A 23122-nucleotide genomic window follows, 5' to 3' on the forward strand; every position below is an offset into this window, starting at 1 on the left:
TGGCAAGAATAAAAATAGAAATTTACTTCTTATATAATAGAACGGACTTCCAGTTTTTTTCGGAAAAAACGCACTGTAAAAAATCCTGTGCGGACAACCCAATCGACTATCATGGCCAGCCATACTCCGGCTACGCCCATTTTCAAAAAGCCTGCCATGAAATAGGAAAGAAAGATCCGGCACACCCACATGGAGGTAATGGAGACGATCATGGTATATTTCACGTCGTTGGAAGCACGCAGGGCGTTGGGCAGAGCAAAGGAAGACGGCCAGAACAGGATGGCGAAGCCATTGTGAATATAAGTCAGTGTGACGGCAAGCTTGGCCGTTTCTTCAGAAAGGTGGTAGATACCCACCAAAGGGCCGACAAACAGCAGGATTCCGCCGCAGACCAGGGCGATGGCGCCATATGTAATGCCTATCAGGATCCTGGTATTTTTTCGGGCCTCTTCATAACGGCCGGCGCCGATGCATTGGCCCACAACAGTTACGAGAGCCAGCCCCATGGCGGAGCCTGGGAGTGTGCCAAGAGTAGCCAGAGTATTTGCCGCCGCGTTTGCGGCTATGGATGCTGTTCCGAAACTGACGATCAGACTCTGCAAAAGAATTTTTCCAACCTGGAAGATACTGTTCTCCAGGCCGCTGGGAATACCGATGTACATGATCCTGCCTACCATGTCCCGCTGAAAGTGCCTGGTAAAATGGGGAAGGTGGAGCTCATATTTCGGATTCTGAATCAGTTTGAGGAGCAGGATGGCAGAGGCAATTCGCGATAAAAGGGAAGCAGTTCCCACACCTGCCGCACCCATATGAAATACAAAGACGAAAAGAGCGTTTCCCGGAATATTGATGAGGTTCATAAGAAGAGCGGACAGCATGGAAATACTGGACTTTCCCTGAACACGGAATAAAGCCGCACAGGCATTGGAAACCCCGAGAAACGGATAGGAGACGGCGCAGAGGTAAAAATAAGTACGGGCATTGGCCATTACACTCTCTTCCGCACGTCCGCACAGCAAATTCAGAATAGCGTGATTTCCCACCAGAATGACGACCATGATGATCAGAGATATGACAAATGTGGACAGTATCAGCTGTCCGGCTGTTTCCCTAGCCAGGTCTGGCTTCTTTTTGCCTAAATATTGAGCACAGACAACGGCTCCGCCCGTTGCAATGGCCATCAGGAAATTGATCAGCAGAAGACTGATATTGTCGACCAGAGAAACTCCGGATACAGCCGCTTCACCGGCAGAAGCTACCATGATGATATCTGCCATGCCGACGGTGGTGGCAAGGAACTGCTCTGCGAACAGCGGCAGGATTAATCGGGTCAGATCCTTTCTGGAAAACATGAAAACTCCTCCTGTAAAAAAGTCAGAATATTAAGAACGGAGCCTATCATAAACCTTATGGACAGTGAAGTCAAGAGTCATGGAGAAAATATAAAAATTGCGTAAGCTCAGGGGATATGATAGAATGAGATGAGTGATCAGCCGGCTGCGGCATGAGGCCCGGAGGTTTAAGAGATAAGGTATGGAAAGGCGGTGAAACGGTTTGCATTATATTGTTCTCGACCTGGAATGGAATCAGAGTCCAAGGGGGAAAGCGGGAAAACGGACAGGGATGCCCTTTGAGATCATTGAAATAGGAGCGGTGAAACTGGACGGAGAAATGCGTACCGTAGAGGTGTTTAACGAAGTGATCAAGCCGGCCGTATACCGTCAGCTTCACTATAAAACAAAGGAAATCCTCCATATGGACATACAGGAATTGGAAAAAGCCAGAAAATTCCAGGATGTCATCGGAGATTTTTTTAAATGGTGCGGAGATGACTATATCATGTGCACCTGGGGTTCCATGGATCTGACAGAGCTTCAGAGGAATCTTGCGTTTTTTAAGGTGGAAAATCCAATGGGGAAACCGCTTCTTTATTACGATGTGCAGAAGCTGTTCAGTCTTCTGTACGAAGACGGAAAGAGCCGCCGTTCCTTGAAGGACGCGGTGGAGTATCTGGAAATCGAGGAAGATATCCCCTTTCATCGTGCCTTTGATGATACGCTGTATACGGTCAAGATCATGCAGAGGATGGATCTGGATGCCGTGCGAAAATATGTGTCTGTGGATTATTTCAGACTTCCGGATAAAAAGGAAGAGGAGATTTATATCGTATTTGACCGATATGCAAAATATGTTTCCAGGGTATTTGCGGCCAGGGAGAAGGCGATGGCCGATAAGGGGGCTGTTTCCACAAAGTGTTATCGCTGCGGCAGAGCTCTGAGGAAACGGATCCGATGGTTCCCTGTCAACGGAAAGACGTATCTTTGCCTGGCGTTTTGCCCTGAGCACGGCTATATGAAAGGAAAGCTCAGGCTTAAGAAAGCAGAATCCGGAGGAGTCTTTGTGGTAAAGACGTTGAAGCTGATTTCAGAATCAGACGCCGAAGCCATTCAGATGAAAAGGCTGGAAATGTTAAAAAAGAGGAAAGAGAGCAAAGCGGGCAAGCCTGTTTCAGACTCCATGTCCCCTCAAGCTTTGAGAGCTTCTTCAGCTTTGCGCTCCGATGCGCAGCCGCGGAGCAGCCTTCCTTTAAAATAAAAAACAAGCCGTGTGGTCTACACGGCTTGCCGTATTTTCAGAATCTTTAACGGCGGTCCAGGTCCTTGTTTCTGCTGCGAAGGACATTCTGCCGTCTCCGGTGTCTACGCATGGAAGTTCTCCTGGAGTTCCGGACCTTGATCACGCTCCGATTCATTGCCCTCTTCCTCCGTATGAATAGGACCAGGAAATAAATTATGGCTCCGCATAGGATGACGGCCAGCAGAATCCAGACATTGATGAACAGCGTGCTGTTCTGGGAGGGCTTTTCCTTGGCGGAAGAAGGGCTCTGGGCTGTTTCGTGCTCTTTAAAATCGAAATGCTTGTCGGCGCTGTCGATGAGCAGAAGTGAACCGGATCCGAGACGGACGCCCTGATAAGAATAGGTAACATTTGCCAGTACATTGGAGGCAGAGGCGGTGCTGAGAGTCAGACTGCTCTCCACGTCGTTCAGGCTCATATTATTGGGCAGGATGATCCAGCTGTCGCCGCTCAGCTCCAGGGATGCGGAGGAAGTGTCGAAAACTCCTTGGGATGAGGAGAGAAAATCGCTGCCTGTGTTTTCTTTCGCTTCAGCCATATTATATGCCGTAAAGTTATTAAAGCCAAACTCAAACATGGCTATGGTATCATCGTAATGTGTCCAGTTGGTCTTCATGGAGACGGCGATCAGTTCCATATCTCCGCGGACGGCATAGGTGACGAGGGTATTGCCGGCTTCTGGGGTATAGCCGGTTTTTCCGGCTACAGTTCCTTCATAGGTATACTCGGAATCATAGAGCATTTTATGCTTCTGCACCAGATACCGGGAGTCGGGCTGTTTATTTGTCGGCTCGATCGTGTATTTGCCGGCCGCGCAGATTCGGATAAAAGTATCGTTGTGCACGAGAGCTTTCATAATGAGCGCCATGTCATGACAGGTGGTATAATGGTTTTCGTTGTGAAGACCATGGGCGTTCACAAAATGCGTGTTGGTGCAGCCCAGCTGAGCAGCCCGGTTGTTCATCATTTCCGCAAAGGCGTCCATACCTCCGGCCACATGCTCAGCCAGGCCGTTGGCCACTTCGTTGGCGGATTGGAGCAGGAGTGCGTACATACACTGTTCTACGGTCAGCTGTTCCCCTTCCGTGACGGCGATGTTGCTGGAGTCGGCTTCAATGCTGAATACGGCTTCTCTGGAAAAGGTGACGACTTCGGACAGAGAGGCGTTTTCCAGTGTCAAAAGTGCAGTCATGAGTTTTGTGATGCTGGCGGGATAAAGCGCCTCGTCAGCATTTTTGGCGAAGAGCACCGTTCCGGTGCGGGCATCTATGAGAACGCCGGCTTCTCCGAGAAGCTCCGGACCCTGAGGCCAGGTAGAAATGGTGCTGGGATCAGCTCCCTGTGTATCGGCGGCTTCCACGGAGACTTCTCCGGAAGCTTCATAGGTTTCCTCCTGGGAAGCGTCTGCTGCCAGGCTTGTCCTTTCCGTATAAAAGAAGCATAGGAAGAAAGCAGCGAGAATCAGGCATAATGCCCGGTACGATTTTTTCATTTATAGACGACTCCTTATAAAAATGTTAATATATAGTTAATAATTATAGAATAAATCAAAGCCGGTGGCAAGAGAATCCCGTGATATTCCGGGAATTATCCCCAAAAGTGGGAAAGGATATTAAAAAATCGTTGCGAAATGTGAGGAAAATGGCATATGAGACTGAGAAATGTAAAAGGCGCAAGAGACGTGCTGGCAGAAAATCCGTATGTGGTAAATGATCCGGAGCGATATAAGGGAAGCTGGGGAGCAGTCTTCGGGAATCAGAATCCAATCTATATAGAAATCGGTATGGGGAAGGGCAGGTTTCTTTTAAAGCAGGCGGAGCTTAATCCCGAAATAAATTTTATCGGCATAGAGATGTATGCCAGTGTATTGGTGCGGGCTGTCCAAAAAGCAGAAGGGAGCAGTCTGGAGGACGGAGTGTCAGCAGTGACACGCAGAAGCCTGCCTGAGAAGGCGCAGAACGCCGGCATAGGCCCTGGGGGAAGAATTGCGAATCTTCGATTTTTAAATGTACAGGCAGAGTATCTGGAAAACTTATTTTCTCCCGGAGAAGTATCCCGTATCTATCTCAACTTCTCGGATCCCTGGCCGAAGGCGCGTCACGCGAAACGAAGGCTGACTTCTTCCGCGTTTTTGTCCAGATATGAAAAGATATTGAAAGAAAACGGCTGCGTGGAATTTAAAACCGATAACCGGAAATTATTTGAATTCTCGTTGGAATCGGTGGAGGAATCCGGCTGGAGACTTTTGTCAAGTACCTTTGATCTACATAAAGACGCGAAAATGTCCTCTGGAAATGTGATGACAGAATATGAGCAGAAGTTCTCAGAAAAGGGACATCCTATTTGTAAGCTGGTTGCACAGCGGAAATGTTCGTGATAAAATAAAAGCGAACCGGCTGCATAGGCCAGGCAGTTCAATCATATAATAGTAGGAAAAGAACAGTAGGAGGAAAACGCCTTGAAACGGAGGCTGAGTTTCCAGGAAAAGCTGTCCAGGGCATTCTGTGATAAACAGGATCTGAACAGAAAGGCGCTTAAGATTAAAAGATCCCTAGGGGAAATCAATGAACTTCTGGGGAAGATGTCAAAATAAAGCGCCTGTACAGTATACAGGAGGGAAAAATATGGCAAGAATTTTTCAGCAGGACAATTTTGAAGAAGAGGTATTGAAATCTGATATTCCAGTATTGGTGGATTTCTATGCGGAGTGGTGCGGTCCCTGCAAGATGCTTGGCCCGGTGATCGAGGATCTGGCAGTGGAGTATGAAGGCAAGGTGAAGATTGGCAAGGTCAATATAGATCTGGCAGAAGAACTAGCCATGCGTTATCAGGTACAGTCTGTTCCTACTTTGATACTTTTTAAGAATGGACAGGTTGTCAAGAGGCTGTCCGGCGCCCTTCCGAAAGCCCGGCTGATCTCGGAGTTTTCCTTAGCATAACAGTATTGGAAAACAATGAAAAAAATCGAAATAATTTGAAAAAAGTACTTGCATTTATAAAAACATTGAGATATAATAATGTCCGTGCCCCTGAGACAAGCTCATGGGGCACGGATTAGTAAGCGCTTCTAGCTCAGTTGGTAGAGCACCTGACTCTTAATCAGGGTGTCCAGGGTTCGAGCCCCTGGAGGCGCACTCAAAGCACTGTTTTCGATGACGAAAGAGCACCGGGGACGGTGTTTTTTTTGTTTGAAACTTTCAGGGTTGTTTTTCATGGAGACATTCTGTATAATGAGGATGCTGTGCCGTGGACTTTTGTACGTCAAAGAAAGACGCACTACAAATCGGTGTATAAACAAATAGAGAAATGGGGAAAACAACATGAAAAAACGCAAGCTGGGACTTTTGGTAAAGCTCCTGCTGGGTATTCTTGCGGGTACTCTGCTGGGCTCGCTGGGGCATCTCTTAAACATCCAGGATTCCATGGTATTTGAAGGTTTCGTCAGTTTGTATGTGACCTTTACGTCATTATTCAGTACCTTTTTAAGCTTTATCATTCCTCTTCTGATCGTATCGTTTGTGGCGGCAGGCCTGGCAGACCTTGGGAAAAAAGCCAATAAGCTGTTTGGCGTCACCCTGCTCTTAGCCTATGCATCCACTGTCACCGCGGGATTCGCTTCTTTTTTGGCGGGCAAAGCCCTCCTCCCTTCTCTCATAAGAGAAATCACCGGGGCAGAAGCAGCTTCAAAGACCTTTGAAGCCTTATTTACCATTGAAGCCGAACCAGTATTTGGCGTTATGACCGCGCTGATCCTCGCTTTTCTCCTGGGGCTGGGTATGGCGAACAGTAAAGGAACGACACTATTGAAGGTCATAAAAGACCTGCAGGAAATCATAAGCAAGACCTTAAATAAAGTGATCATACCACTGATTCCCGTATATGTGGCCGGCCTGTTCTGCAAGATTGCTGCAGAAGGAAAACTGATTCAGACGATACAGATGTTTGTAAAACTGTTTATCATGATCCTGATATTCCAGTGGCTGTATATCGGGCTTCAGTTTCTGATATCCTCTCTGGTCTGTAAAGAAAATAAATTTAAGAATTTGAAAAATGCGGCGCCAGCTTATTTTACGGCGCTGGGGACTCAGTCCTCTGCTTCAACGATTCCGGTGAACCTGGAGAGTGCCAAGAAAAATGGCGTAGCCGGCGATATTGCGGATTTTGTCATTCCCCTTTGCGCGACGATTCATCTTGCAGGGGATACGATCTGTCTGGTTCTCGGTGCCATGGGCATTATGATCGCCAATGGGATGAATCCTACCCTCAGCATGTTTGCGCCCTTTATATTGATGCTGGGGATCACTATGGTGGCGGCTCCCGGAGTCCCCGGAGGCGGGGTGATGGCGGCTCTCGGCCTTATTACCTCCATGCTCGGTTTTACGGAGCCTATGTCTCAGTTGATCATATCCCTGCATTTTTCTCAGGACAGCTTCGGGACTGCCTGTAATATCACGGGAGATCAGGCCATCGCCTTCATAGTGGATAAGGTGGACAGGAAAAGCAATTCGCAGATGCCGGAAAACAAAGCGTAGATAAAATGGCTGCATCCGTTTATATTTGCATACTATCCGTATTTTCTATATAATGATTGAAAAGGAACAGCATTTTACCCGCAGTAGGGATCAAAGGAGAGAACTATGAAAATGAAAGAGCTGATGAAACGGGCGGCCGCCTTTGGGCTGGCGGCTGCCCTCGTTGTATCGGGACCAGTTATGAGCGTATCAGCGGCGCCGGGAGAGGGTACTGGGGGAAAAGCCCTTGTGGGTCCGGCAGAGCTGCTGGAAGTGGATCAAAGCAATGCTTCCGGAGGGATTACCCCTACCGTTTTTCATGGTTCTTATAGAAGTGCGGAGAGCGGACAGATACGCGGCAGAAGTGCCCTTCCTGTTTCATATAATCTGAGCGCGTTAGGCAAATCCACGACTGTTAAGAACCAGAATCCTTGGGGATCCTGCTGGGCCTTTGGGGCGCTGTCTTCATTGGAGAGCAGTCGGCTTAATGGGAATTCAGGCAGCTCGGAAGCGCCATCCCCTGACTATTCCGAGCGCCAGCTTGCATGGTTTGCCTACGAGACTCAGACCGCGGACAGCGTTAAGGTCAGTGCGGCGGATTCTGATCAGGCGGGAGAAGGAATTACCTATTCCGAGTCGGGACGTCTGGACAAAGGCGGCAACATGCCTCAGGCAGTTTCCCTTTTAGCTACCTGGCAGGGAGCGGCAAAAGAAGATGATGCACCGTATCAGAATGAAGCGGGAGACACTAGTAAGACAGGCATATGGAGTGTGGCGGCAGACAAAAGAAACCTCTCTGCCGTACATCTTCAAAACGCGGATTTTCTTGGAAGCCCTGCGGTCTTTGATAAATATGATGATACCGGACTTCCGGCGGCCGATGCAGCTTACATCTATAATTCAGCCGCTACAGCAGATATTAAGACGGCCCTGATGAATTCTGGAGCGGTGGCTATTGCCTATTACGCAGATCAGTCAGCCCCCGGAGGTGATAAGAACGGAGATTATTTTAATTATTCGAATTATTGTCAGTATGTTGATGTACTGAACGCTTCTACGGTCCAGAACCATGGCGTCAGCATTGTGGGATGGGACGACGACTATGCAAGTACGAACTTCAAAGCGGGCAAACAGCCGGAGGGAAACGGCGCTTGGCTGGTGAAAAACAGCTGGGGAAGCGGCTGGGGACTTGACGGATATTTCTGGCTTTCTTACTACGACAGAACCATCGATCAGGTGACGAGCTGCCATGGAGAGGGAACGGATAATTATGACAATAATTATCAGTATGATTATCTGGGCCTTGCAAGTGCTATGCAGTTCCAGCCCCATGACCAGGAGATGGGAATTGCCAATGTTTTTACTGCAAAAGGAGACGAGGAGATTCAAGCGGTGTCCGCGGTCACGCTGGTACCAGGTTCTGTGGTTTCCATAAAGATCTATAAAGTTCCGGCAGGCATGGAAGGACCGGTGCCCTCCGGAACTCAACCGATAGCGGAAAAGACGGAAATGATTACATACAGCGGCTACCATACCATAAAACTGGACGCTCCGGCTGCAATAGGAGCAGGTGAAAAGTTTTCTGTAGTAGAGGTGATAAAGGGCAGCGACGGAAAATGGTATACTCCCGTGGAAATCGGCGCGGATTCATTGAATCAGACGGCGGTGTGCAATGAGGGAGAGAGCTTTCTGGTCTCTGGTAGTGAATTTATAGATATGACAGAACAAGCACAGACTGGAATAACCTTCGGAAACGTCATGATCAAGGCCTTTACCAATGACGCAGCGCTTGAATCAGCGGCGCCGGATCTTTTGACCTTTGACTGTCAGGCCTTTGACAAGACGGATTTGAGTATTAAAGCGGATACAATAACGGTAAACGGAACAGGAATGATTATAGATCTTCCGGCGGGGACTTCTTATATTAAGATTACCAATCCGGCGCTTTCTGACGGTGCGGACGTGACAGCACAGATGTCAGTGAAGGTAAATGGCAGTGATTATACGCTGGGTGACCGGATCGCGAGAGCAGACCTTATTAAAGAAAATGGTGGAACGTCCGTGGTCATGACCACTAAGTCCGCTCCGGCCGGAAGCAATACAAAGGAGTATGAGTTCAGCTATACTGTTGCTCCACTGGAGCTGAAGGCCGACAATGACCGGGTCACAGTAACAGATAACAATGGTTATCTCCCGGCCAATGCGGCTTTGTCAGCAGCCAGGATTGGTTCCGGAGCCGTATATGATGCGGTCCGGACAGCCCTGGAGCCCATGGGCGGAGCAGAGAATTTTTACCTATATGCATTGGAGATATCACCGGAACTCAAAGACGGAGAATCTGTAGACCTTGGAATTTTCATGGATGATGGATATCCACGTTCTGACAAGACGGTGCTTTATTATTTTGATGAAAGCACCGGCAGCCTTTCCGAAACAGCGAATGACAGTGCTGGTACAGGAGTCCTCCGCGCAGACGTCGGCAGGATGGGGTATTATGTGGTGTCACAGGTGAAAGAGAAACCGCCAGTGCCGGAATTGGAGGCCATTATCTACAGTCCCGTAAAGACATTGGCTGATGTGACGCTCCCCAATGTGGACGGAGGGACCTGGAACTGGGACGATAGCGGAATCGTCCCAGATGTGAAGACAAGGGCTTATAAAGCGACTTTTACAGCGGATGCCGGAAGTCTATATTACACATATAAAGCGGACATCTCCCTGACCGTGAACAAAGCGGACCCGGTACAAAGCGGCAGAGGCAGTGGCTCCCAGATCATTTATGGTCAGTCGTTGGGGGACTCTCTTATAAAGGAAACTTTCGAATTAGACGGTATGGCGGTAAATGGAACCATCCAATGGAAGCAAAGCAGCCTCCGCCCTGAAGTAAAAGACAGCAATGCGACCGAATATGATATAATATTTACTCCTGGGATGGCGGAGAGTGAAAATTATAATACCGCGGAAGGCAGCCTGAAGGTAACGGAAGTTTTGAAAAAGCAAGTAACCGTGAACATCAAGGATACGGCGAAGGTATATGGCGATAAAAACCCGGCGTTTTCGCTGGAGATTCCAGACGGAGCTTTGGTGGGTGACGACACCGCGGCCGATCTGGCAGTAGAGTTTGACTGCCCGGCAGACAGGTTTACCCCGGCAGGAAGCAGCGTGGCTGTTACTGGAACGTCCAGCTCTGCAAATTACAATGTCAGTGTAGTGAACGGATGGCTGACCGTTAAGAAACGGGCAGTTGATATCAAAGCGAAGGATGTAACATTAAAATATGGAGAAGGGTTTCCGGCGCCATACGAAATTGAAGTATATAATCTTCCGGAAGGCGTGGAGCAGAGCGCCCTGGGTGTGACCGCAGATGTTGAACCACTGGATATGTCAAACGGCAATCTGGCTGGGACCTATACCTTAAAGGTAAAGACGGCGGCCATTGCAGATGGGAATTATGAGAAAGGCAGGCTTCTCAACGGAATACTTACCATTGAGGAAGGAACCGTAAAGAAAGTGGAGAACAGCTCCGGCATTCCGGACTCCGACGCCATAAATTTTGAAGCATCCGGTAATCTTAAAGGTACAGAAATTTTAAAGATTCTGGATCTTACGGATGAGGCTGTGCGAAAAGCTTTCCAGGATAAGCTGGAGAACGGCCAGCTTCTGGGATCGGTCTTTGACATTACTTTGGTAAATGAGGATCGTACGGAGACAGAAATAAAAGGAGCTTTGACAGTGACCATCCCAGTGAGCATGGAGTATAATGGAAAGCAGATTGCTGTCTTTCATTATGTGAAGGAAGGAAAGCGGAATAACGAAGATATCGTATCAGATAAAGATACGATTGATACGTATAAAAACCTGACAGTGGTGGACGGCAAAGTCCAGGTAAAGGTATATTCTTTATCTCCCTTTGCATTGGCTTTCCCAAGGGATGCAGATGCGTCGGAAGAAAATACCAGACCGTCCGGAACGACAGAGATACCTTCTGCGGATAACCACAAAAAACCTGAGCCGGCAAACCGCACTGTAAATAATGTTAAGACAGGAGATTCAGCTCCGGTGACCGCGCTGATAATTTCCGCTATAGCGGCGGCAGTCATCCTGCTTATACTGGCGGTCGTCATGGTCAGGAAACGAAAGAAACGGTAAAATCTTAATACGAGTATGGAAAAGAGAAGCTGTGCAGGAGAAATGTTGAACTGCACAGCTTCTTTATGGTAAACTAAAAAAATAATTGGTTGACAATCTGGGCGCCGAACTTTAGTATTAAGAAAGGAGATTATTTAGATGTGATGAAAGGAATATGGAAATGGATATACAGACGATTAAAAACCGGGTTCTAAAGAAGGAATGGATAGGCAAACCGGAGGCAGTCTGGCTTGCGGAACAGGAGCTGGAAGAACTTTGTGAAGCTGCGGATGAAATCAGGAGCTTTTTCTGCGGAGACAGTTTTGATATTTGTACCATAATAAACGGGAAAAGCGGGAGGTGCTCAGAGGACTGTAAATACTGTGCCCAGTCCGCTTTTTATCATACGAGGGCGGAGAAATATTCTCTTCTCAGCACGGAAGAAATCACGTCTCAGGCGGAATACAATGAACAAAAAGGAGTTTTGCGATATTCCATTGTGACTTCAGGAAGATGTTTGTCTGATACAGAAGTGGACAGGATGTGTGAAAGCATAAAAGAGATAAAGAAAAAGACAAGATTATCGGTCTGCATTTCCTTCGGACTTTTAAATGAAAGTCAGTACCGGAAGCTCAAAGAAGCGGGGACAGAAAGAGTGCACAATAATCTGGAGAGCTCCAGAGCCTATTTTCCGGAGGTCTGTACGACCCATACATACGATGACAAGATCGCCGCTGTCCGAGCGGCTCAGGAGGCGGGGCTGAGCGTGTGCAGCGGGGGCATAATGGGCCTGGGGGAGTCCATGGAAGACAGGATAGATATGGTACTGACGATCAGAGAGCTGGGAATCCGCTCCATACCTGTGAATATGCTGAATCCCATACCCGGCACGCCTTATGAAGGAAATCAGAGACTGACGGAAGAGAAGATGAGAAGAATCACGGCGGTCTTCCGCTTTTTGGTGCCGGACGCGTCAATCCGGCTGGCGGGAGGCAGGGGACTTTTGGAGGACAAAGGAAGAAGCTGCTTCCGGTCCGGAGCCAATGCGGCAATATCGGGGGATATGCTGACCACAGCAGGAATTACAATCAGCCAGGATCTTCAGATGATAAGAGAGCTGGGATATGTGCCCCGTCTGTGGAACAGATGATGCCTTAAATGGTTACGCTGCTGTGGAGAGGCTTGTCATCGAAACCAATGAGCCAGGTGAGTAAAAAGGTAGTAGCAAAGGTCACTGCGACCGTCAGAAGCGCGTATACAAAGGTGCCGCTCAAGAATATGGGCAGGGTGATCAAGCAGGGAGAAGCATAGGCTACAGATTTCACGTCGGTGATGCCTGCAAAAGCGCCTCCGACGGCGGCACCTATGATACTAGCTATGTACGGCCGTTTTAAGGGGAGAAGGACTCCGTAGATGGACGGTTCTGTTATTCCCATATAAGCGACTATCGAGGTCTGAAGGGAAAGACTCTTATTTTCACAGACTTTCGATTTTACAAATACCGCGAGAGCTGCGGAAGCCATGGCGACATTGGCTGCGAGAAAGGCCGGACGGCTGAACGGGTCAAAGCCGGTCGCTGTGATAGAAGAGAGGGCCAGCGGCAGGAAACAGAGTCCAAATCCGGCTGTGACCAGGAACGGTGTCATGGCTGCCAGCAGAGCTACTGCCGGCCAGCCTATTTTTTCATGAATTAAGTTCAGGCCATTGCTCAGGCCGTCCCCGATGAACATCCCGGCGGGGCCCAGAACGATCAGGATGAGCGGCGCCATGAGGAGCGTGGTCAGCAGCGGTACGGCGAAAAAAGCGATGATGCCGGGAACCCATCTGCGCAGAAGCTTTTCCACAGAAGCCACAGACCATCCGATCACAATAGCGGGGACTACGGTTGAACTGTAAGACATCATTGTAATGGGGAGTGAAAGAAAGGTAAGTGAACCGCCTTCCTTAAAAACGGATATAAAATCCGGATGCAGGAGGACCGCGGTCAGGAACAGCGCCAGATACGGATCGCCGCCGAACCGCTTAGCTGTGGAGTGAGCTAAGAGCAGAGGAAGAAAATAGAATCCGGCGCTGGATACAAAAGACAAGACATAATAAGTATTGCTCTCCGCGTTCAGAAGATTTAGAGCAGAAAGCAGCAGCATCAGCGCTTTCAGAATACCGGCGGCTGTGATGACCGGAAGCGTGGGGACAAAAATACCGGAGATTGTGTCCACCACCCGGTCCATCCTGGTTTTCTTTACGGTGCTTCCTGTCTCAGCTTTTCCATTGTCTGCGTTTTTCTTCATTACTGCCTGGTCTTGCTTTTCCATGACGGTGCCCCCTATTGTATCAGAATAGTCATAAATGAATAAAATCTAAAAGCGGCGCGGCAGGCTTGGCCTGCGGGCCGCTTTTATTATAAGTCCATAAGAGGGAAAAAGAAAGAGGATAAGAAGAGGTTCTTTCAAAAATCATTTCCCATGGTCATTGGGTTTTCCAAAATTTCATCATATCCGGGCAAGCAATCGGGATGGTGCGCGTTTAGCCATTTTCTCCGCCTTTCTACATCTTTCCAGCGGGTTTTATTTTTTTTTCGATTCCGGAACAATTTATTGATCTTATTTCCGTGCAGGGATTTAACAGAAGGTACGGCCAACACAGAAGAGGCCGCCCTGGGGATTTCATGTGCCGCCGCTTCTATAGTCTGAACATCTTCTTTTTGAAAGTCATTATCGGAGATGTGCTTCATAGCATGCTCATATGCTCTCAGACGGCCGGCGTCGGACAGGCGCGCATTGATCAGTATAGTATAACTGCCGTCTTCATTTTCTGAAACCATTTCGTTGCCTTTTGCGGGAAAATTAATTAAGACAACGTTAACATCCTTCGTCATTGTTATCACGTTCTTTCCTTTTCAGTGCCAATGCCATGTTATGTAACGCTTTTAAGTCTTCTGCATCTGCGTTGCGGCTCACATCAAACAGCATTTTCAGCTCTTTGTTTTCAAATATTTCTTGTGCGATCGAGGCAGTTTCCTCATTTAAATAATAGGTCTCGCCGCCTTCTTTTTCTTTGCCTGTAACGAGATATTCGAGTGATACTCCAAAATAATCTGCAATTTTCTGCATCTTATCATTTTTTGGTTTGCTGATCCCGCTTTTCCAAGAGCTGAAAACGGATTGGGCGATACCAGTTTCTTTTGATACCCGATAGGTACTTACTCCATATTTTTGTAGTAACTGCTCAAAAATCTCATACATTTTAGTTCACCTTTCACAAAATGGTAAATACTTCAAAAAACATAAGTACAAACTATTGACTTTTAAAAAACAAAAGGGTATAGTATAGCTATGCTTCAAAAAACATAAGTAATTAAAAATATAATTCATAAAAAAGATACTTCAAAAAACTTCACTATTGCTTCTGAAAAAAGTGTATCATGTTTTGAAAGTATATGCAATTAAAATCTAAAAAAATTTGTGCTGAAGGAGAACGGAAGTGGCAAAGACAATAAAAATAAAAGAAAGTATTCCGAAGATGCCGGCCGGAACGAAATGGAATATCCGGCAGACTGGATGGGAGAGGATACGGGCAGCGCCTGTACTGATATGGTGTGACAGTACTTTTCTGCGCGTATTCTCAAAAAAAACGCCAGAACGATAAGATCAGCGGTGAATTTGGGCCAGGGAGGTCAGGTTCTGAATGTAACGGCATTACCGGAGAGTATAAAAATTGCAGAACGAGAATTTCCAGGTGCAGAAAATTATTAGAAAGGGGGTGAGTGAATTGTGACGACATTTGAGAAGATCACTGCTGCCATAGAACCGTTTGGATATCCATATGTGCCGGACTTTTATACGGGATCAGCGGATTGTTGGTTTACATATAATTATGTTTCTGATCTCGGGATGAATTACGGCGACGATGGACCAGAAACAATAATTGTCAAAGTTCAGGTTCACTTGTATTTGCCGATTTCAGAAGATTTTGCAGCATTGAAAAATCAGGTGCGCAGTGCGCTTTTTCAGCAGGAATTCACATTTCCAAAAGTCACGGTCTCCATTGATGAAGGTGGAGAACACCGCCATATTGTGTTTGAGTGTGACACAGAGGAGGAGGTGACATAATGGCATTTATTGGTCTTACAAAACCAACAGTGGCCGTACTGGAAGAAGGGAAAGAAGGAGTAGCATACTCCAAGGGCTTTCGGTTTGGAAAAGCAATAGAAGTAGAGATTTCTCCCAAATATGCAGATACGTCGGTATATAAGGATGTCAATGATCTGGATTATGGACAGCAGCTGGAGTATGCGGATATCAGCCTGAATACTGCCACAATACCGGACCGGGCAGAAGAAATCATATTTGGACATGCTGTATCGGCAGCAGAAGGAAGTACGGTCATCCGGTATCGGACTGGTGACGAAGCAGGATATGTAGGATTCGGAATCAGCGCTGAGGAAAAGGTGGACGGCATGAAAAAATATGTTGCGATCTGGCTGTATAAAGTAAGATTTTATGAGGACAGTCAGTCCTATAAAACAAAGGAAGATTCCATTGACTATATCACACCATCAATTTCTGGAAGAATACTGCCGATCACAAGTGGTGAATGGAAAGAAAAAAGGATTTTTACAACTAAAGAACAGGCACTCGCCTGGCTGGATAAAATGGCCGGGCTGAATTAAAGAAAGAGAGGAAAAAATCATGGCTTATATTGGACTTAGAAAACCTATAATTGGAAAACTGGATGCAGAGACAGGAAAGTATTCTGCGCCGATCACATTTGGAAAGGCAATTGGACTGCAGGTGACACCGAGCTATGCAGAAGGCTCATTAAATGCAGACGATATGCAGGCGGAATATGACAAGGAATTCAACTATGCAGATGTAACTTTAAACACGAGCACAATTCCGCTTCAGGCTCATCAGGATATGTTCGGCCATACGGTAGTGACGGAATCCGAGAAATCAGTGGAATTCAATGCAAATGACCAGAATAATTATGTGGGCATGGGCTGGATCACAGTGGAGAAAGTGGACGGCGTGCGTGCTTTTACTGGAAATTTCTTATATAAAGTGAAATTCTCTGAGCCTGCAGAAGATTATGCAACAAAGGGGGATGCGATTGAGTACAAGACACCTTCTATTGCCGGAAGAGCAGTTGCTCTTGCAGACGGCAAATGGAAATCCGTAGGGGTATTCGATACAGAAGCGGCGGCTCTGGAGTGGATCAATGGAAAATTTGGAGTAGAAAAGGCATAAAAAAACAGGGGCGGTGACACGCCGCCCCTATATTGATCATGTATGGAGGTAAAATATGTTTGACAAATTAAATTACATAGAATTATCCGGAAACAAGTATCCTTTAAAATGCGATATGGTGGTTTTGGAACAAATACAGGAGGAGTTTGGAGATCTGGGGACATTTGAAAATAAATTGATTGGTTTTGTACCGGCAAAAGAGGAAGATGGAAGCTTAAAAAGAAACGATGCGGGAATGCTGGTGGGCCGGTATGAACAGCCTAATCTCAAAATGGTAAATCAGACCTTATTCTGGATGATAAGTGAAGGGCTGGCCATTGAAGCAGAGGAATGCGGAGAGGAAAAACGAAGAGTGGAGAGGGAACATCTTTTAAGAGAGATAGACATACCTCCTTCAGAGATCGGACAAAAGCTTCATGAGGAATTTCTCAGGTGTTTTGTGAGAAAAAACTCGGAGACCACGCAGGGGGAGAAGAATCAGAAAACAGAGAAGAGCCCGAACAAATAAACTTTGCGTGGATCATTTTTACCGGAATGCAATTCGGTTATAGAGAAAAAGAAGTTGCACATATGTACTTTGGAAAATGGTGTGACCTTTCTGAAGAGTATAAATAAATGCATAATTTCCGCACGAAGAAATATCTTTTTGAAGAAAAAAAAGTCACATCTCTCATGGATTTGTAAACTCAAATACGAAGAGGGAGAACTGCATGGCCGCCTGTTTTGCAGGCGGTATTTGTATAGGATCATTAGGAGAATAAATTATGGCAGATAATAATATAAAAACCACCATTACATTGGATGGAGACAAGGAATTTCAATCTGCAGTTCTGGCATGTAATAAGAGTCTGGCATCCCTGAGGGCAGAAATGAAATTAGTAGAGATCCAGGCAATGGGGCAGGCGAACAGTCTGGATACTTTAAAGAAAAAAAACGACGTACTGGCTAATACATTGGATGCCTTGAATAAAAAAGAAGAGGCGATTAATAATGGTCGGAAAGAATCGATAAAACAGTATGATGAGATCAGTAAGGCGCTGGATGAGAACAGAGCAAAATTGGAAAAGATGAGCGGAGGGCTTTCTGAAATGGCTCAGGCTTCCGCCGGCTCTGATGAAGCGGCGGCAAAAAATGCTGAAACGCTGAAAAATCTGACGGCCGAGATCAAACGGCAGGAAGAAGCGTGCCAGACGGCGGAAAATCAGATTCAGGAATGGAATGAACAGCTGTATTTGTCCCAGGAACAGACCATACAGGTCACAAAAGCGCTGGGTGAAAATGCGAAATATATGAAAGAAGCGGAAGCGTCAAATGAAGGCTGTGCAGATTCCATTGATAAGTTGGGACAGAAAACAAAATCCCTTTCAGAACGAATTGAGGAAACGTCAGGAAAGATCAAGTCAGGTTTGCTGGGCACAGCGGCAAAGGCAGTTGCAGGAATGGCCGGCGAGACCGTGACAGCTGCAATGAACATCCAGGACGCACAAAATCAATTACAGGCAAGTACAGGCGCCACTGCACAGGAGATGGAAAAATATGGATCAGTGATGAAGGACATCTATAACGATGATTACGGAAAGTCCATGAATGATGTGGCCAGTGCAATGGCTATGGTGAGACAGTATACCAATGAGACAGATCCGGATAAAATTAAAAGCCTGACAGAAAACGCTATGATATTGAGCGATACGTTTGGTATCAGCATGAGCGACGCACTCAACAGCGTTGACGCGCTGATGATCAACATGGGAGTGGACTCGCAAACTGCCTTTGATTATATCGCAAACGGCGCTCAGAACGGATTGAACAAGTCGGGAGAGTTGACGAATAATATTGAAAAATACAGTGAACTTTGGGGACGAGCAGGGTTCAGCGCAAATGAAATGTTCGGCATTATGCAGAACGGGCTGAATACCGGTACTTACAGCTTGAGCCAGGCTAATGCTTTTGTCCAGGATTTCAGTGATTCATTATCAGACGGAAGAATTGCTGCAAGCCTTGATTCCTTTTCAGGAGGAACACAGAATCTGTTTTTGGAGTGGAAAAACGGCAATGCGACTACAAGGGATGTTTTTGAATCTGTTATTGGTGATCTCTCCAGCATGGCAGACCGGCAGGGCGCTCTGACTCTTGCCAGTAAGACGTGGAGTTCTCTGGGCAAAGAGGATGCGATGAAGATCATTTCATCCATGAACGACGTGAACAGTTCCTATAACGATGCCAAAGGTACGATGGAGAGCCTGAAGGATGTCAAATATGACAGCCTTTCCAGCCAATATGAGGCCCTTGGAAGAACGTTCAAGACAGAAGTGGCGGCACCTATAATTGAACAGTTCCTTCCGATCGCGCAGAGCGGAATAAAGCTTCTGGCGGATAATATAGAAGTGATCGGTCCCATTGCGGCGGGTGTCGGCACTGCGCTTGGAACGATGTATGTGGCTAATAAGGCTGACGAATTCCTAACAAAGGTACATGAAACATCAGACCATATCAAGACACTGATTACAGATGTCGTAGCCCATACGGCGGCCACCACAGCGGAGGCAGGAGCGTTAGGCGCAGCGGCGGGCGCTCAGGAAGTTCTGAATACAGCCATGTCGGCCAATACGATTGGTCTTGTAGTCGCGGGAATATCTGCTCTCGTAGGTATTGTCGGAATATTCGCCGGTAATGTGGACAGCACAGCATTAAAGACAGATGAATTGTCAATTAAAGCAGATGAACTGAATACGAAGATGAAGGACGCGTCACAAAGTCTTTCTGAAGTGAGCGGAGAGTGGGATGGAAAGCTGTCTATTCAGGTTCAGGAGGGAGTAGTCAATGGATTAGTAGAGGAACTTTATTCATTGGAGGCTCAGTCTGGAAAATCCGAAGAAACATTGAAGAGAATGAACTCGATCACCGGAGAACTGAATCAGCTGTTTCCTGAACTGTCGCTGTCTGTCGATCAGAATACAGGGATGCTGTCTCAAAACAGAGAGCAGCTGGAACAGTCCATCGATGCATCCCTCAACTATGCCAAAGCGCAGGCCGCTCAGGAAAGAATGGTGGAGATCGCCAGGGAAATGACGGACGCCGATATGGCGAAGTTCGAAGCAGAACAGAATCTAAACGATATAGGAACGGAATTACTGGCGATAGAGGCAGAAAGAGAGAAAGTCAACGAAGCGTCGATGGAAGCTCTTAAAAATGGAAACGGCTCAATGATTGAATATAATGGTTCTCTTCAAGACACCACAGATGTATTGATGCAGTTGTCCGACAGAGAAGCGGAGCTGGCGGATGCAAAAGAAAAAGAGCAGGAAAATCTGGATAATCTGAACGAGGCGTATTCCGAAGCAAATGATAAATATCAGGAAGCATATAACTATGCATCAGAGCTAAATAAGACGACCGAAGAATCAACAGAAGCGATCGGCGCGAATACCGAGGCTGTCAATGAAAACCTTTCCGCTGTGGAAGCGCATCAGGCGGCCAGGGCGACCAGCATAGAGACGGCCGGACATGAACTGGAAGTATATAACAGCTTGTCAGAGGCACAGCAGCAAATGGCCGTAGATGTGACCAACGGCGTTTTGACCATGAAAGAAAATGTACAGGGCGCTTTGGAATCCCAGATGAATATGTTTGAACATTTCAACAGCGGAACTGAGATTTCAAAGGACACGCTGCTGGAAAATATGCAGAGTCAGGTAGAAGGGGTAGAGCAATGGGAACAAAGCCTTTCAGAAATGGCGACTGCGGTAAAAACGACAAAAGACGGAGTGGAAGTATCCATTGATAAGGGCATACTGCAAAAACTGGCAGCCATGGGCCCGGAGGGTGCCGGTTACGTAAAAGCATTTAGTGAAATGTCCGGAGACGAGCTTGCTGCTGCAAATGAGCTGTGGGGAAAAAGTGTTGACATTAAAAGCATGACCAATACATGGGGTGAAGAACTTCTAACATCCGGAGCTGTCAACATTGCCGGCGGAATGGGTGAATTAAGAGAATTAATGAGCAGCAGTGGGGCTGATACGGTGACAGGGTTTATCACGGGCATGCAGAACGCACAAGGTCAGGCACTGGCCGCGAGCCAGGATCTGGGTGTGAAAATCATAGATTCTATTGATTCCGGACTAGGGTGCGCTTCTCCCTCGAAAAAGACTATGCGTTCTGGACACAACATTGGAGACGGTTTAGTGCTGGGGATAAATGATAAAATGTTTTCGGTCACTTCCGCAGGTTCTCTGCTTGCAAGATTGGCAATAGAGTCGATAGAGAACAGTGCCAGTATTGTAAGGGTACAGTCTTTAGGCTTGAATATAGCGGCAGCCTTTGCCGATGGAATCCGCGCCGGACGTTCTGCAGTTGTAAATGCGATGACGGCAGTGTGCGAATCTGCCATTCAATCTGCCAGGCATAAGCTGCAGATAAATTCTCCGTCCCGTATATTCAGAGGATTTGGCGTCAATTCAATGGATGGCTATGCTCTGGGCATTAAAGACGAGACGTCATATGTCAATAAAACGGTATCTCAGGCTATGGATTTTTCCAGACAGCCATATACGGAACAACAGATATCGTCACAGCAGATACAGAGCGGACCGGACTACAGGACGCTGGTGCGGGCATTTACAGCCGCATTGGGAAATATGGATATGAGCATGAAGCTGAATGGCCGGGAGTTCGGCCGGGTATTGACTAATATGGGGGTGACGATGAATGGTTAAATATGTGAGCGGCAGTACCGGAGAGGAATTCAACCTATCTGGCAATGCCTCCAGGGTCCGTCTGAAAGAAGCAGGATTTTATGATTACAGTTGGGAACCGGATGTAGTTACAAGGCGTTCGGGAAACCAAGTTACAACATTCCGGAAAAAAGAAAAGGAATATAAGCTGGGTATCGACTTTTTTGGAGGGCGGTCAGACAGGGCAGAGACTCTCCGCCGCTTTTTTGAACTTACCGAGAAGGATATCTTGGCCAATGAGCCTGGCAGGCTGTATTTGAATGACCAATACATCGAATGTTTTATTACGGAAGGTGATGTGTCAGATCAGGCGGAGCAATATACATATGTACAAAAGGAAGTGACGGTATTTGCGCCAAATCCTTTTTGGACAGTAGAAAAAGACTTTTCTTATCTTAGAAAATGGTCCGAGACAAGCAGTGTTTATCTGGAATACAAATATGATTTTGATTATGACTATTCGCAGACACAAAAAGGAATCGATTATTTAAATAATGACCATTTTTCTGCCTGTGACTTCCGTATGCGGATATATGGTCCTGTTGTAAATCCTTCCATCATAATTAACGGACATTTGTATGCGGTTTATACAACAATAGAACAAAAAGAATATTTGACGATCAGCAGCCGGGACAACACGGTAATCCGTACAAAGGTTGACGGTACGTTGGTAGATGAATATAACAACAGAGAAAAGGAACAACGGATATTTGAAAAGATACCGTCTGGGAATCTGACTGTCAGCTGGTCCGGAAACTTTGGTTTTGACGTAACAGTATTGCAGGAAAGGAGCGAACCGGAATGGAATTGATTCTTGCTGACATAGATGGGACTGAATTAAAAACAGTGGATGAAAATATTGATATTGATCTGGGGAAGAATAATGATTTTGAAATGCCTGTGCAGTACGCACGATGGCAGGGAGAATACACCTATGGCAGACGGATCTACATCCCGGGGACGGAATATGGAGGTACGATCGGTGAGATAAGCAGCGTGACAGATGATGAGATGATATATGTCAGAGGTTATACTTGGCGGGGCCTGCTGGAGGGAAAAATAATTGAACCAGAGGCAGGAAAGGATTACCAAATTGTTTCCGGTGAACTGAATACCATATTGGGTACGCTGGCCGCAGGACGCTTTGACGGACTCTTCGCTGCAGACGATAAAGATACGGGAATCAAGATAAACGGTTACCGGTTTGAACCTTATTGTAGTCTGCTGGATGGCATCAGAACAATGCTTGGATCAGTTGGATACAGACTGAAAATTTCCTATATACAGACTAAAGAGGCTGGTTATGTAAAATTGGAAGCCGTGCCCATCAAAGATTACAGTAATAAAATAGAGATCAGCCAGGACAGCCGTCTGAATTTTGTATGTACAGACAGCCGCATGGGCATAAATCATTTAATCTGCCTGGGGAAAGGCGAATTAAAGGACCGGACAGTCGTACATCTGTACGCACAAGCAGACAGTACTGTTGGACTCAAGCCATATTATACGGGAATGGATGAGAGAGCGGCAGTCTTTGAAAGCGATAATTCTGAGCGGGAAGACCTGACGGAAAAGGGCACAGAAAAACTTCTTGATCTGATGAATTATGTCGAATTCAGCACAGATACCTCTGATACCGACGATATAAACATGGAAATCGGAGATACCATATCTGGCCGCGACTATATAACCGGTATTTACGTGAAAAAACCAATAATCGGAAAAGTCCTAAAGATTAAAGAACAGGATATTAAAGTAGAATATAAGATAGAAGGAGATAATTAATATGGAGATCGTAACAGGATATCAGGGAAAAACTCATATAACAGCAAATGACACCGGAAGTTTTAATCAGGGTATATTCACCACG

The 23122-nt window shown here is 46.6% G+C and carries 20 protein-coding genes and 1 tRNA gene; 16 read left to right on the forward strand and 5 right to left on the reverse strand.

Translation table 11 applies throughout. The features are described 5' to 3' along the window. Positions 1 to 29: 29 nt before the first annotated feature. Complete coding sequence (locus LQE92_RS11815) at positions 30 to 1352, reverse strand: MATE family efflux transporter (protein ID WP_231063159.1); 1323 nt, start codon at positions 1350 to 1352, stop codon at positions 30 to 32. A gap of 202 nt (positions 1353 to 1554) precedes the next feature. Between LQE92_RS11815 and LQE92_RS11820 the strand changes: the two genes are divergently transcribed. Further along, entirely contained in the window at positions 1555 to 2595 is a 1041-nt protein-coding gene (locus LQE92_RS11820) for a 3'-5' exonuclease (protein WP_231063160.1), read from the forward strand. A 46-nt stretch (positions 2596 to 2641) separates the two neighbouring features. On the opposite strand, the gene LQE92_RS11825 is transcribed toward LQE92_RS11820, so the two are convergent. Continuing rightward, a complete protein-coding gene (locus LQE92_RS11825) occupies positions 2642 to 4129 on the reverse strand; it encodes a D-alanyl-D-alanine carboxypeptidase family protein (protein ID WP_231063161.1) in 1488 nt (495 codons plus the stop codon). Between the two features lie 156 nt (positions 4130 to 4285). Between LQE92_RS11825 and trmB the strand changes: the two genes are divergently transcribed. The 7 genes from trmB (at position 4286) to bioB (ending at position 12426) form a co-directional block, all read left to right on the forward strand. After that, on the forward strand, positions 4286 to 5014 hold the full coding sequence (gene trmB / locus LQE92_RS11830; protein ID WP_231063162.1) for a tRNA (guanosine(46)-N7)-methyltransferase TrmB: 729 nt from the start codon (positions 4286 to 4288) through the stop codon (positions 5012 to 5014). An 81-nt stretch (positions 5015 to 5095) separates the two neighbouring features. After that, positions 5096 to 5230: a hypothetical protein gene (locus LQE92_RS14450; RefSeq protein ID WP_269141943.1), complete on the forward strand. Its 135-nt coding sequence runs from the start codon at positions 5096 to 5098 to the stop codon at positions 5228 to 5230. 31 nt (positions 5231 to 5261) lie between these two features. Then, positions 5262 to 5576, forward strand: a complete 315-nt coding sequence (gene trxA / locus LQE92_RS11835) for a thioredoxin (RefSeq protein ID WP_231063163.1) — start codon at positions 5262 to 5264, stop codon at positions 5574 to 5576. Positions 5577 to 5698: 122 nt separating this feature from the next. After that, positions 5699 to 5771: transfer RNA gene (locus tag LQE92_RS11840), tRNA-Lys, on the forward strand. A 186-nt stretch (positions 5772 to 5957) separates the two neighbouring features. Further along, positions 5958 to 7169 carry a dicarboxylate/amino acid:cation symporter gene (locus LQE92_RS11845; protein WP_231063164.1) on the forward strand — a complete coding sequence of 404 codons (1212 nt, stop codon included), beginning with the start codon at positions 5958 to 5960 and terminating at the stop codon, positions 7167 to 7169. 105 nt (positions 7170 to 7274) lie between these two features. Beyond that, positions 7275 to 11297: a lectin like domain-containing protein gene (locus tag LQE92_RS11850; RefSeq protein WP_231063165.1), complete on the forward strand. Its 4023-nt coding sequence runs from the start codon at positions 7275 to 7277 to the stop codon at positions 11295 to 11297. Between the two features lie 160 nt (positions 11298 to 11457). Beyond that, positions 11458 to 12426: a biotin synthase BioB gene (gene bioB, locus LQE92_RS11855; protein ID WP_231063166.1), complete on the forward strand. Its 969-nt coding sequence runs from the start codon at positions 11458 to 11460 to the stop codon at positions 12424 to 12426. 4 nt (positions 12427 to 12430) lie between these two features. Here bioB and LQE92_RS11860 read toward each other — a convergent pair whose 3' ends face one another. The 3 genes from LQE92_RS11860 to LQE92_RS11870 all read right to left on the reverse strand — a co-directional run bounded on the left by LQE92_RS11860 (position 12431) and on the right by LQE92_RS11870 (position 14518). Beyond that, positions 12431 to 13588: a PTS transporter subunit EIIC gene (locus LQE92_RS11860; protein WP_231063167.1), complete on the reverse strand. Its 1158-nt coding sequence runs from the start codon at positions 13586 to 13588 to the stop codon at positions 12431 to 12433. Between the two features lie 134 nt (positions 13589 to 13722). Continuing rightward, on the reverse strand, positions 13723 to 14097 hold the full coding sequence (locus LQE92_RS11865; protein WP_231063168.1) for a hypothetical protein: 375 nt from the start codon (positions 14095 to 14097) through the stop codon (positions 13723 to 13725). 37 nt (positions 14098 to 14134) lie between these two features. Further along, positions 14135 to 14518: a helix-turn-helix domain-containing protein gene (locus tag LQE92_RS11870; protein WP_231063169.1), complete on the reverse strand. Its 384-nt coding sequence runs from the start codon at positions 14516 to 14518 to the stop codon at positions 14135 to 14137. 238 nt (positions 14519 to 14756) lie between these two features. On the opposite strand from LQE92_RS11870, the gene LQE92_RS11875 reads away from it, so the two are divergent. The 8 genes from LQE92_RS11875 (at position 14757) to LQE92_RS11910 (ending at position 23037) form a co-directional block, all read left to right on the forward strand. After that, positions 14757 to 14921 (forward strand): hypothetical protein, encoded by a 165-nt coding sequence (locus LQE92_RS11875; protein ID WP_231063170.1) that lies wholly within the window; start codon positions 14757 to 14759, stop codon positions 14919 to 14921. A gap of 125 nt (positions 14922 to 15046) precedes the next feature. Beyond that, the gene (locus LQE92_RS11880; RefSeq protein ID WP_231063171.1) at positions 15047 to 15385 is read left to right on the forward strand and encodes a phage tail protein; all 339 of its coding nucleotides are present in this window, start codon (positions 15047 to 15049) and stop codon (positions 15383 to 15385) included. Next, entirely contained in the window at positions 15385 to 15945 is a 561-nt protein-coding gene (locus LQE92_RS11885; protein ID WP_231063172.1) for a major tail protein, read from the forward strand. Before LQE92_RS11880 ends, LQE92_RS11885 begins: the two co-directional genes overlap by 1 nt. A 19-nt stretch (positions 15946 to 15964) precedes the next feature. Then, a complete protein-coding gene (locus LQE92_RS11890; protein WP_231063173.1) occupies positions 15965 to 16522 on the forward strand; it encodes a major tail protein in 558 nt (185 codons plus the stop codon). 55 nt (positions 16523 to 16577) lie between these two features. Beyond that, entirely contained in the window at positions 16578 to 17030 is a 453-nt protein-coding gene (locus LQE92_RS11895; protein ID WP_231063174.1) for a hypothetical protein, read from the forward strand. Between the two features lie 256 nt (positions 17031 to 17286). Next, positions 17287 to 21234: a phage tail tape measure protein gene (locus tag LQE92_RS11900; protein WP_231063175.1), complete on the forward strand. Its 3948-nt coding sequence runs from the start codon at positions 17287 to 17289 to the stop codon at positions 21232 to 21234. Beyond that, entirely contained in the window at positions 21227 to 22063 is an 837-nt protein-coding gene (locus LQE92_RS11905) for a hypothetical protein (RefSeq protein WP_231063176.1), read from the forward strand. The genes LQE92_RS11900 and LQE92_RS11905 overlap by 8 nt, the downstream gene beginning before the upstream one ends. Next, complete coding sequence (locus LQE92_RS11910) at positions 22054 to 23037, forward strand: siphovirus ReqiPepy6 Gp37-like family protein (protein ID WP_231063177.1); 984 nt, start codon at positions 22054 to 22056, stop codon at positions 23035 to 23037. The genes LQE92_RS11905 and LQE92_RS11910 overlap by 10 nt, the downstream gene beginning before the upstream one ends. Positions 23038 to 23122 lie beyond the last annotated feature (85 nt).

It is taken from the genome of Lientehia hominis, from assembly GCF_021044755.1.
Lineage (GTDB): Bacteria > Bacillota > Clostridia > Lachnospirales > Lachnospiraceae > Lientehia > Lientehia hominis.

What these genes read in the sequence shown, in the direction of transcription:
- LQE92_RS11815 (WP_231063159.1), bottom strand. Translation starts at nt 1,352, where the DNA reads ATGTTTTCCAGAAAGGATCTGACCCGATTAATCCTGCCGCTGTTCGCA.
- LQE92_RS11825 (WP_231063161.1), bottom strand. Translation starts at nt 4,129, where the DNA reads ATGAAAAAATCGTACCGGGCATTATGCCTGATTCTCGCTGCTTTCTTC.
- trmB (WP_231063162.1), top strand. Translation starts at nt 4,286, where the DNA reads ATGAGACTGAGAAATGTAAAAGGCGCAAGAGACGTGCTGGCAGAAAAT.
- trxA (WP_231063163.1), top strand. Translation starts at nt 5,262, where the DNA reads ATGGCAAGAATTTTTCAGCAGGACAATTTTGAAGAAGAGGTATTGAAA.
- LQE92_RS11845 (WP_231063164.1), top strand. Translation starts at nt 5,958, where the DNA reads ATGAAAAAACGCAAGCTGGGACTTTTGGTAAAGCTCCTGCTGGGTATT.
- LQE92_RS11850 (WP_231063165.1), top strand. Translation starts at nt 7,275, where the DNA reads ATGAAAATGAAAGAGCTGATGAAACGGGCGGCCGCCTTTGGGCTGGCG.
- bioB (WP_231063166.1), top strand. Translation starts at nt 11,458, where the DNA reads ATGGATATACAGACGATTAAAAACCGGGTTCTAAAGAAGGAATGGATA.
- LQE92_RS11860 (WP_231063167.1), bottom strand. Translation starts at nt 13,588, where the DNA reads ATGGAAAAGCAAGACCAGGCAGTAATGAAGAAAAACGCAGACAATGGA.
- LQE92_RS11865 (WP_231063168.1), bottom strand. Translation starts at nt 14,097, where the DNA reads ATGGTTTCAGAAAATGAAGACGGCAGTTATACTATACTGATCAATGCG.
- LQE92_RS11870 (WP_231063169.1), bottom strand. Translation starts at nt 14,518, where the DNA reads ATGTATGAGATTTTTGAGCAGTTACTACAAAAATATGGAGTAAGTACC.
- LQE92_RS11885 (WP_231063172.1), top strand. Translation starts at nt 15,385, where the DNA reads ATGGCATTTATTGGTCTTACAAAACCAACAGTGGCCGTACTGGAAGAA.
- LQE92_RS11890 (WP_231063173.1), top strand. Translation starts at nt 15,965, where the DNA reads ATGGCTTATATTGGACTTAGAAAACCTATAATTGGAAAACTGGATGCA.
- LQE92_RS11895 (WP_231063174.1), top strand. Translation starts at nt 16,578, where the DNA reads ATGTTTGACAAATTAAATTACATAGAATTATCCGGAAACAAGTATCCT.
- LQE92_RS11900 (WP_231063175.1), top strand. Translation starts at nt 17,287, where the DNA reads ATGGCAGATAATAATATAAAAACCACCATTACATTGGATGGAGACAAG.
- LQE92_RS11905 (WP_231063176.1), top strand. Translation starts at nt 21,227, where the DNA reads ATGGTTAAATATGTGAGCGGCAGTACCGGAGAGGAATTCAACCTATCT.
- LQE92_RS11910 (WP_231063177.1), top strand. Translation starts at nt 22,054, where the DNA reads ATGGAATTGATTCTTGCTGACATAGATGGGACTGAATTAAAAACAGTG.